The sequence below is a fragment of the Alphaproteobacteria bacterium genome (assembly GCA_016722515.1).
GTDB lineage: Bacteria > Pseudomonadota > Alphaproteobacteria > Rickettsiales > JADKJE01 > JADKJE01.
In genome coordinates this window covers 81,229-91,769 of sequence record JADKJE010000002.1, presented here as the reverse complement: position 1 = coordinate 91,769, position 10,541 = coordinate 81,229, and the positions used below count along the sequence as shown (strand labels likewise).

Annotated in this window: 8 protein-coding genes and 1 tRNA gene; 5 read left to right on the top strand and 4 right to left on the bottom strand. The window is 45.0% G+C overall.

Annotation, left to right across the window (positions count from 1 at the left end; translation table 11 throughout):
* Positions 1-7: 7 nt before the first annotated feature.
* On the top strand, positions 8-1,411 hold the full coding sequence (locus tag IPP74_05135; protein ID MBL0318659.1) for a PAS domain-containing protein: 1,404 nt from the start codon (positions 8-10) through the stop codon (positions 1,409-1,411).
* Here the strand turns inward: IPP74_05135 and IPP74_05130 are convergent.
* On the bottom strand, positions 1,389-2,666 hold the full coding sequence (locus IPP74_05130; protein ID MBL0318658.1) for an O-antigen ligase family protein: 1,278 nt from the start codon (positions 2,664-2,666) through the stop codon (positions 1,389-1,391). The two genes, IPP74_05135 and IPP74_05130, sit on opposite strands and share 23 nt — an antisense overlap.
* A gap of 175 nt (positions 2,667-2,841) precedes the next feature.
* On the opposite strand from IPP74_05130, the gene flhA reads away from it, so the two are divergent.
* Genes flhA through msrB form a run of 3 tightly spaced genes read left to right on the top strand, consistent with a single transcriptional unit; the run spans position 2,842 to position 5,943 of the window.
* Positions 2,842-4,986 (top strand): flagellar biosynthesis protein FlhA, encoded by a 2,145-nt coding sequence (gene flhA, locus IPP74_05125; protein ID MBL0318657.1) that lies wholly within the window; start codon positions 2,842-2,844, stop codon positions 4,984-4,986.
* 8 nt (positions 4,987-4,994) lie between these two features.
* The gene (msrA, locus tag IPP74_05120) at positions 4,995-5,525 is read left to right on the top strand and encodes a peptide-methionine (S)-S-oxide reductase MsrA (protein ID MBL0318656.1); all 531 of its coding nucleotides are present in this window, start codon (positions 4,995-4,997) and stop codon (positions 5,523-5,525) included.
* A 1-nt stretch (position 5,526) separates the two neighbouring features.
* Positions 5,527-5,943 (top strand): peptide-methionine (R)-S-oxide reductase MsrB, encoded by a 417-nt coding sequence (msrB, locus tag IPP74_05115; GenBank protein ID MBL0318655.1) that lies wholly within the window; start codon positions 5,527-5,529, stop codon positions 5,941-5,943.
* Positions 5,944-6,444: 501 nt separating this feature from the next.
* Here msrB and IPP74_05110 read toward each other — a convergent pair.
* Positions 6,445-6,520: transfer RNA gene (locus tag IPP74_05110), tRNA-Lys, on the bottom strand.
* A 165-nt stretch (positions 6,521-6,685) separates the two neighbouring features.
* Between IPP74_05110 and fliI the strand changes: the two genes are divergently transcribed.
* Positions 6,686-8,098, top strand: coding sequence for a flagellar protein export ATPase FliI (gene fliI / locus IPP74_05105; protein ID MBL0318654.1), 1,413 nt, complete (start codon positions 6,686-6,688; stop codon positions 8,096-8,098).
* Between the two features lie 40 nt (positions 8,099-8,138).
* On the opposite strand, the gene IPP74_05100 is transcribed toward fliI, so the two are convergent.
* Positions 8,139-9,224, bottom strand: coding sequence for a M48 family metallopeptidase (locus tag IPP74_05100; protein MBL0318653.1), 1,086 nt, complete (start codon positions 9,222-9,224; stop codon positions 8,139-8,141).
* Positions 9,225-9,226: 2 nt separating this feature from the next.
* The gene (locus IPP74_05095; protein ID MBL0318652.1) at positions 9,227-10,492 is read right to left on the bottom strand and encodes a DUF898 family protein; all 1,266 of its coding nucleotides are present in this window, start codon (positions 10,490-10,492) and stop codon (positions 9,227-9,229) included.
* Between the last annotated feature and the right edge of the window lie 49 nt (positions 10,493-10,541).

The window sequence follows — 10,541 nt, the reverse complement described above, 5'->3', positions numbered from 1 at the left end:
GGGCACTATGGAAGCGCAGACGGGTAAGAAACGAATGATCATCAAGTCGGTGGGGTATGCCCTGCCGAGGATTATCCTGCCTGGGTCGCTTATTGTGATTGCCGCCATAAGTCATTTGTTGACCTTGCCGATGGCTCTAGGCCTTATTATGATCATTCTGCTTTCTGGCATAGCATGTGGCTATGTACGTTACCGGGAAATTGAGGCGCTGAGTATCTATATTCGGCAACTTTCAGACGATCGCAAGCCCGCCGATGATATTATTCAATTCTTACGTAAAGATACAAGTCTTGCCGAATCCTTAGATGAGCTTCAGCATAATTGGCGCAATAAAAAAACCCAACTTGAAACGATGCTTGCCGAAAGCAAGATCGTTTTTGATACGATGCCGGATGTATTTGTCATGCTTAACCGCCGCTTGGAAATTATCCGGGCGAATTCAGCCGCGCATGAAGCTTTTAAGCGTAATCTCAAATGGAAGAATTGTGATGCTATTAGTGCGGATCCTGTGTTTCTGCAAGCCGTTCAGTCGGTTTTAGAAGAAGAAACCAGCCGATCTATAGAGCTGCGTATTCCAGAAAATGGGCGGGATTATTCATTGCGAATTGAACGCTTCCCAGTTGCATCACCTGGTGGGATTGCCTTAATTTTAGTCATGCATGATATCACTGAATCCAAGAGAATGAAGCAATTGGTCAGTGATTTCGTTGCTAATGCTAGCCATGAAATCAGAACACCGCTTACTGGAATTATCGGCCTCATCGAAACCATTCGAACGTCAGCCAAAGATGATCCGCAGGCACGTGAAACGTTTCTTGAAATGATGGCTGAGCAGGCAAAACGCATGAATGATTTGGTCAATGAGCTTTTGTCCTTATCAAAAATTGAAATCAATGCGTTTAGTACGCCCAAAGAGATTGTCCATGTTGAAGATATTATGGCCGATTGTATCCAGCAAATGGAAGCATTAGCGGCAGAGAAAGAAATGGATATCCTTGTGGAACCACATAATGATTTGCCACTTATCAAAGGCGATACGAATGAACTGGCCATGGTGCTTACGAATTTACTCAGTAATGCTATTAAATATGGCAATGCAAGAACTCCCATTCATGTCCATGTGGGGACGACATCGTCATTTGCGCTAGAAATAAAGGAAGCATTGCCGTTGGAATGCAAATTGGCAATTTATATAGCGGTGAGTGATAATGGCGAAGGTATTTCCCCGGATCATTTACCGCGTTTGACTGAGCGTTTTTATCGCGTTGATAAAGCGCGAAGCCGTGCAGTGGGTGGATTTGGATTGGGGCTTTCAATCGTAAAACAAATTATCAATCACCACCAGGGGGCATTACAGATTGAAAGTGTATTGGGCCAGGGAAGTAAATTCACGGTGTATTTGCCGGTATAAAAGGCGTGGACTTTCTTTGGTTTGACAAGGCGTTTAGATTCCGGCCAACCCCAATAACTCCTATACACATAAAAGCTGCTGTAATCCAACGATCGCGCCACATGTCATAATCAACCATCCCTATAAATAAGTAATTCACCAGACTTGCCATGCAGAGACTGCGAAACACGAGGTGATGATTGAGGCGATGAATGCCCAGCAATAAACAGATAACAAACCCGGCAAACAGGATAACCCCTAAAAACCCAAGCTCTAAATAGAGTTGGAACCACATATTGTGAGGGTGGCGCAGGGGAATTTCTATGTGGGCATCCAGGAGAGCTTGTGGCATGTTTTGAAGATTATCCAAATGTTCGGTATTCCCAATCCCCAGGCCCCATGGAAGTGCGTGCTTCAAATGCAACATATAGCGTTGCCATATATAAAGGCGATGTAACGAACTAAGTGGAAGATGTGGTCCATATTGATGAATAAATGGATCGTCAATCATCATGAGCAGTAATGGGATAATAACAGGAGTAATCATCACCAGTGCAATAAAGACATTTACGATTCTTCCGTTGGTTCGATAATAAAGGAGCATTGCCACGCTGCCGAGAATGAAACCTAATTGTCCTGCTAATGAATGAAGTTGGCTGATGACAAGTGCAATGCCTATCCACGCGCCTACGAGAAACGAGGGTTTACACCAACGCAGGCATAATGCGGCAACTGCAAAACTGTAGGGGGTCATAAATTGAACCGATTTATTTAATAAGTCTAAGGAAAAAACATCCTGTTCTTTGCGGTTAACGACGAAGCGCCACCAGCGGCTGACAAATCCATTTGAAACATACTCTTCGGTCAAAAAGGCCAATCCGCATAAAAATCCACCCACAATGGCAAAGACAATCCATGAGGATTGCTTCTGTGTTAGGTACCAAAGGCCAACCACAAACACAATACCGGGAACAACGGTGTTAAAAACAAGATGAGAAACATGGATGGCCCGATCAGGGTGAAGCGCCCAAAGGCATGAGAGGAACCCAAGCATCATCAATGCTAAAAACCATCTCCAAACAGGTAGTTTGATCCACTGCCATTGTTTGTCGGCGATAAGCAAACCAAGAAAAGGAATGCTGGCAATAGCAAGCGTTACAGAAATGGCTCCGCCGGAAACAACTTCCAGGGGAGGAATAATGCAAAATGCAAGGGTAGCGGTGATGATAGCAACCAGGTGAAAGAAACGGCTGGAGTAACGTTGAAATAGAACCATCTGTGACCGTCCACTGTTTAAATCCAGACAGGAGTGTCTATGATTCTGTGCATTTTGTCGAGAGTGAAAACTTTTCGGTTTTCATGTGAAAGATGTGAGGATCTGTTGACTTCTACCGTCAGGGTTTTTATTCTAGTAGGTAATAAGGGTTTAATGAAATCATATAAGGCTGGGCATGGCGGGTGAAGCGGCGGGAACGGTAGCAGCTAAAACAGGTTTCGGCGGGTTTAAAAAACTAACCGAATACCGCGATACCGCGTTTGCGATTGGCATTTTGGGGATTTTGTGTGTTTTATTGATCCCTGTTCCCAAGCAATTGCTCGATTTATTATTGGCAGTATCCATTACTGCTTCGGTGGTTATTTTAATGACCGTGCTTTTTATCAGCCGGGCTTTGGATTTAAGTTCGTTCCCTACTATTTTGCTTGTGACAACGATTTTAAGGCTGTCGCTTAATATTGCATCCACGCGTTTGATTTTAAGGGATGGCCATACGGGCTCAGACGCTGCAGGACATGTGATTGAAGCGTTTGGTAAATTTGTGATCCAAGGGTCAGTGGTGATTGGGGCCATTGTGTTTCTGATTCTAACCATCATTAACTTTGTGGTGATTACCAAAGGTTCTGGTCGTATCGCTGAGGTGGCTGCGCGTTTTAGCTTGGATGCCATGCCTGGAAAACAAATGGCTATTGATGCTGATCTTTCTGCGGGATTGATCGACGAGCAAACAGCAAAGAGTCGACGTAAGGAATTAGAAGAAGAGAGCACCTTCTTCGGATCGATGGATGGTGCCAGTAAATTCGTACGCGGCGATGCGATCGCCGGGTTGCTGATTACAGGCATCAACTTAATTGCCGGTATTGTGATTGGTGTTGTGCAGCGTGATATGGATTTTCATCATGCACTTGAATCCTATACATTATTGACAATTGGTGATGGGCTGGTGGCGCAAATTCCTGCCTTGATTGTGTCGATGGCGGCGGGTCTCTTGGTTGCCAAAGCAGGTGTTGCCGGCACCACTGAACGGGCGATTTTTGGTCAGTTAAGTAACTTTCCTAAGTCTCTGGCAATTTCCAGTGGATTATTATTTACGTTGGCTGTGGTTCCTGGAATTCCTTCGCTACCATTTTTGATATTATCGCTTATGATTGGCTCGGCGGCATGGAAATTGCGTGGAATTGATACTAAACACCCTCAAGGGGTACAGGGTGCGACGAAAGATGGACGAGATTCTGGCCTGTCTTCAGCAGCGACAGTCCCTGGAAAACCAGGTGCAGCAGAATCAGATGAACCCGTATCGCAAGCGTTACATATCGATATGCTGCGTTTGGAGCTGGGCTATGGGTTATTGCCACTGATCCATTATGCTAAAGGCCATAAATTAACGGAACAGATCAAAGCCCTGCGTAAACAAATGGCTCGTGATTATGGATTTGTGATGCCTTCCGTGCGTATCCAAGATAATATGCAAATGGCGTCAAGCCATTATGCTATCCGGCTGAAAGATATTATTTGCGGTGAAGGTACGATTGAGCCCGATAAATTATTAGTGATGGATCCCACGGGTGCGCCCATTACGTTGCCAGGAAATGATACCAAAGAACCAGCATTTGGCCTTCCTGCTAAATGGGTCGCCGAGCATCTGCGTGAGGATGCACTATTTAAAAACTTAACTGTTGTCGATCCGCCTACGGTTATCACGACGCATTTAACCGAAATTATCAAAGAAAACATTACGGATTTGCTCACGTACAGTGCCACCCAGCGCTTGTTGGATGAATTGGCAGAAGAACATCAAAAACTAGTTGGCGATACAGTACCTTCGCGTATCAGTGTAAGTGGTGTGCAGCGTGTGCTGCAAAATTTGTTATCAGAATTAATCTCTATCCGCGATTTGCCCACGATCCTTGAAGCATTAGCCGAGGCCACCCGTACGACCCAAAATATTACTCTGATTACCGAGCATGTACGCTCCCGTTTGGCGCGGCAGATCAGTGCCAGCCAAACCAGTGCAAAAGGTTATATTCCTATTATTGCCCTGTCGCCAGAATGGGAACAGGCATTTATGGAATCGTTAATGGCAGTGGGTGATGAAAAACAATTATCGATGGCGCCATCCAAGTTACAGGAATTTATTGCTAAAGTGCGTAAGGTGATGGATGAGCAATCGATGAAAGGTGAGCAACCGATACTGTTGACGAATCCAGCTACCCGTCCTTATGTGCGTTCAGTGGTAGAGCGGTTCCGGGCGATGACATCGGTTTTATCGCAGCAGGAAATTCATCCCAAAGCTAAAATTAAAATACTCGGTCAAGTGTAGGTATCATCATGAATGACAATGCCATCGAAAAAGCGTGGTTTGCCGGCGGATGTTTTTGGTGCATGCAGCCACCGTTTGATAATACCGTGGGTGTGGTTAAAACAACGGTGGGTTATATGGGAGGGCATTTATCTAACCCAACCTATCAGGAAGTCTGTAGCGATAAAACTGGGCATGTAGAAGCCATCGAAGTCGCTTTTGATCCCGCGATCGTGCGTTACGAGCAATTATTAGCGATTTTCTGGAGCAATATTGACCCCTTTGATGAGGGGGGCAGCTTTGCTGATCGCGGGGAGCATTATCATACGATTATTTTTTATGGCGATGAAAGTCAGCGTAGAGCTGCAGAAAAATCAAAAGCCGAAATAGAAATTCGCTTCCTTGGTAAACCCGTCGCTACCCGCCTTGTGCCGGCTAAGCCATTTTATACAGCAGAAGATTATCACCAGGATTACTATCAAAAAAACACTGTTCATTATAATCTCTATAAACATGCCAGCGGCCGCGTGTCGAAATTGAAAGAGATATGGGAGAAATAAGATGGATAAGCCTAAAAACGACATGCCAAGTTGCGCTATCAGCAATGAGGAATGGCAAAAGAAATTAAGTCCTGAAGCATATGCGGTACTGCGTCAAGAGGCTACCGAACGTCCCTTCACCAGCCCGCTTTATCTTGAGAAACGCGAAGGCATGTATGTATGTGCCGGTTGCGGTCATCCATTATTTCCTTCCACAACTAAATACGAAAGTGGTACCGGCTGGCCAAGTTTCTACGATGCCATACCCGGCAGCGTTGCCACCAAAACCGACCACCATATTGGTGTTGCTCGTACTGAGTATCACTGTGCTCAATGCGGCGGACATTTAGGGCATGTGTTTGATGACGGGCCTAAGCCTACGGGAAAACGCTATTGCAATAATGGGGTGGCGCTGCGATTTGAGGAGAAGGATAAGTAATCAAGCGACATGCTTTAACCAAAAAATAGGGTATATTCAGCACTTCTGACTCTCTCACTACGTTCTAACTGCTTTTTTTAGGTTTAATCCCCTTGAGACAATGAGGCCATTGAAAATTTTTTTGGCACTCAACCCTCTACTAATGGCGCATGGCTGCCGAATGGCGTGCGGTTGCCCGTGATAGGGGCATTGGTTCGACCGAAATTGGACGGATGGCCTCCGCCTTTGAACATCAAGATCGTGAACAGGCTATTGGATTTTAATGTTCATTTAAGCTTGCGCTAATCTGTTTAATGTCTGTTATAATGAGCGTGAATGTGGATCGCAAACGTGCGTTATAGACCAGAATTGCCCAGAGGCCTTCTGCGGAATTATTATTATTATGGAATGAACGATGTTTTCAAAAAAGGAAGATGGAGCATCCAAAACTAGCTTATACATCTTCGTTTCACTAACCAGTGGGGAGGGGCTGCGCCACCCGTGGCTCGTAAGAGCGAGGGGTGGTGAGCGCGGTGGGAATCGAACCCACGACACCATGATTAAAAGTCATGTGCTCTACCGACTGAGCTACGCGCTCCCGTTCAAAGGAGATGGGCATTCTAACCCTACTTACGACTAAAAATCAATTGTTTTTTCCAAAGTGGGCTATTTTTTCGTATTAAGGGCGAAGATACCGTGACAGTCGGGGTGGAGATTGCTATCCTGATGAGGATGGGTTGCGGTGCTTTTATCTAGGGAAATCATGTCAGTTGATATAAAAGGTTTGATAGCGGCGGTAGAAGGAATATCACCTTACCGGATTGAAGGGAAAGTATCCTCGGTAACCGGATTGATGCTTAAAGCCGATGGAATTCACCCATTTGTGAGTATTGGCAGTCGCTGTGTGGTTATTAACCGTTTTCGTCAGGAAGTGCGATGTGAGGTGATTGGCTTTGGTCATCGCCAGACTTTTTTAATGCCTTTTAGTCATTTAGATGGCATTGGGCCTGGCTGTAAAGTGATTATTGAAAATGAACAACCCTGTATGCACCCCCATGATTCGTGGAAGGGAAGGGTGATCAACGCTTTGGGTGAGCCCATTGACGGCAAAGGCCCTCTAACCCTGGGGGGAAAGGCCTATCCGCTAAAGGCCACTGCCTTGCCTGCCCATAAACGCAGGCGGGTCATGAATAAAATTGATCTGGGTGTGCGGGCGATGAATACGTTCCTGAGCTGTTGCAAAGGGCAGCGTATGGGGATTTTTGCCGGATCAGGTGTGGGAAAATCAATGTTGGTTTCGATGTTGACCCGTTATGCTGCGTGTGATGTCAAGGTAATTGGGCTGATCGGCGAACGCGGTAGGGAAGTTCAGGAGTTTTTAGAAGAATATTTAGGGCCAGAAGGGCTCAAAGAAGCTGTGGTTGTGGTGGCTACTTCGGATGAATCACCATTGTTGCGTAAACAGGCGGCCTATACCACGTTGACGGTTGCTGAATATTTTCGTGACCGCGGCAGTAACGTTTTATGCCTGATGGATAGTGTCACGCGTTTTGCGATGGCCCAACGGGAAATTGGGCTGACTGTTGGTGAGCCACCTACGACCAAAGGTTATACGCCTACGGTGTTTGCTGAATTGCCTAAATTATTAGAGCGCGCAGGGCCTGGAATAGAAGGGATTGGAGATATCACCGGGTTATTCAGTGTATTGGTAGAAGGCGATGACCATAACGAACCTGTAAGCGATGCTGTTCGCGGTATTTTGGACGGGCATATTGTGCTAAACCGAAATATTGCCATGCGTGGACGTTATCCAGCAATTGATATACTTAAAAGCGTATCGCGGACAATGCCAGGGTGTAACACGGATGCTGAAAACCAATTGGTGAAATATGCCAGAAACATGTTGGCAACTTACGAAAACATGGCAGAGATGATTCGCTTAGGTGCCTATCGTAAAGGCAGCGACCCAGACGTGGATAAAGCCATTCTCTATTATCCCAAACTAGAAGCCTTTCTGCATCAGGATCCCAAAGAACGCTCCACCTTGCAGGAAGGGTATAGTCAATTGGCAGAAATCCTTGACCTGCCAGGCTGGCAAGGCTCTCAACAATCGGCCATTGGTCAGGAATCGATTGATGCGTTGAAGGAAGAATTGGAAAAGATAACGCGGGAGTAGGCGGTGTTGGAAGGTATGTTAACAGGGATGATGTATGGAGCTATTGGCAAATGCTTTTGAGTGCATTCCATTGATCGTTGGTTAGAATGGGTTTTTCCTGAAGGGGAGGTGGTGTCATACGAATATGTTGAATCCTCTCGGCTGTTAATGGGTGGGCGGAAACAAAATTAAAGAGCTTAGAGGCTGTGCCTTTTAAGATTTCCCTTTTCTCAAGCCGTTCAAAGAATGTTGCAACGCCACCTGGACTAATCTGTGCTTTTACCAATAATTGAAGGGCTACGTCGTCTGCCTCAGATTCGGAATGCCGGTTATTATGCAAATGATACATATTATCAGCAAAGGAAATAATGTTGCTGGTATCGCCCATATTGCCAAAGAGCAGGCCGTTGATAAGTCCAATTCCAAAATTTTGAATAAATTGCTGTGTCGGATGGTTCTTTATCACATGCCCCATTTCATGGGCGAGAATTCCTGCCAATTCTTCAGGAGTCTGTGTATCGTCAATCATGCCGGAGAGGATAACTATTTTTTCGCCTGGAAGGGCAAAGGCATTTATCGCTTTATCTTTAATTACTTCGATTGTGAGGTTGACCTTTTTTGAAGAGGCGGCGCGTAACCGGTCGCTGATAATAGTCAGGATGTCGTTGCCATGATGCGCATTGCAGACAATTTTATTGCGGTATAACTGATTGAGTGTGCGATCACTCAATGCCCGTTCCCATGATGAGGGAAATAGGTCGGCAATGACACCGGTTATTTCTATAAACTGGCTGTAAATTCCTATGATGATAAGGCAAGAAATAAGGCTTAATAAACTGATTATTTTCCAGGATAATTGAAATGAAATGTTAGGAAGAGCGGATTTTGGTAATAATGAAAACAAGGAGGAATGGCTGTGACTTTCAAGAATCATCAAGGTGGCGTTAAGTTTGTCTCGATGGTAAATGAAAAGAGGTCTATTGGCCTCAGGGCGATTAGGAATTCTTAATTGCGGGTAATCCCAGTGTATAGCAGGCTCATTATGGTGCAGGTAAATGGTTAGACCGCTTGCTTCAAATGACACAAGCACGTCATGCGTTTGTGCCATTTTGCCATCATAATAACGTGCTGGGAACCGTTCTGTCATAGCTAAAATGCAACGGAATCGCCAAATAATAAATGAGCGCCCTCTCCCAATATGCCGCCTTTATTATGTTTAGATTGAATGATCCCTGACGTATTATCCTCGCCAATGACGGTGAAGTGGCGAACAAAGAATTCTAGCCTGCGTTGCATAACCAGTGCAGATGCCCATCCGCTACCCAATATTAATGCTATTACGGAGATAAGCACACCATAGAAGCCGGTAATATCGATGAAATTAATGATGGGCGAACCAAGTTTCCTTATGTTTTCTTGAACAATGTTATCTACGCGCGCTTGTACTTTGTTGACGGTGTCAGTGCTCTCAAGAAGAGTGTTAGTAGAAACGGGAGCTGGGATGGTTGAGTCAATGTGAATGGGCGGGGTTGCAAAAAATAACACCGAAAAGACAATGAGATAGGGAGCAAGGATAAGGATGATATTGCCAAACAGTAATTCAAGAATATTGTATCCGCTGTAAGTAGTATGAAATCTAAAATGCCCGAGCCTGAGTGAAGCAAAAATATGGTTATGCAGCTTTGCGCTGTACCATAGTCGGGCTACGCCAAAGGTTACTAAAGCTAGCAGCAGAGTCACTATATTGGTTTTCATCAATAGGCGCGGAGAGGGTGTCATGTAAAATGGTTGTGATCCAAAATAAGAATTTTTATAGAGGTACTGTGTGCATTTTATATCGGCATAAGGGGCGTAGATTCCCAGCGTTAATAAGGTCAACACGAGTTGTCCTATAGTATAAAACGCGTAAAACCAGGCGGATCCCTTTAATTGAAGGCACACGCCTCGCCAAAAAATGCGTGAATAGCGATAGCGTAATCCCGCATAGGAAGCAGCAAGTACCAAAATCAGCACGAATGGATAGACGTATAATATGGCGCGATTCATCATTGTCGGTGGTATGATCAAAAAAAGGGTAATAAAGGCTGCCCAAAAAGGGAGTGTTTTCAAAAAGCCCAGTAATAATTCTGTTCCTCGGCCGGTATAGGTAAATCGATCACCCATTAAACTAAAGCTCTCCACCAGATAGCGGCGCATCCGTGTTTTGCCCCAAAAAGTATAAGTTCCTAAGGTTATTATTTTAAGGACGAGGTTTAATATCCACATCGACCAGATCGTGTTGGTAGTGCCATCATAATGGACCTGATGGGGTGGGTTTTGCCATAAAGCGTCGGTCGATGGGGGAATCTGGGAGGCTTCATCGGTGCGCACAGGGATAGTGGAAGCAGACAAAGTGGTGTTTGTTGTATTGTTCATAGTGTTGCTGTTTTGTGAAAAATATATTTTTATCACAATTAAAAGTAAT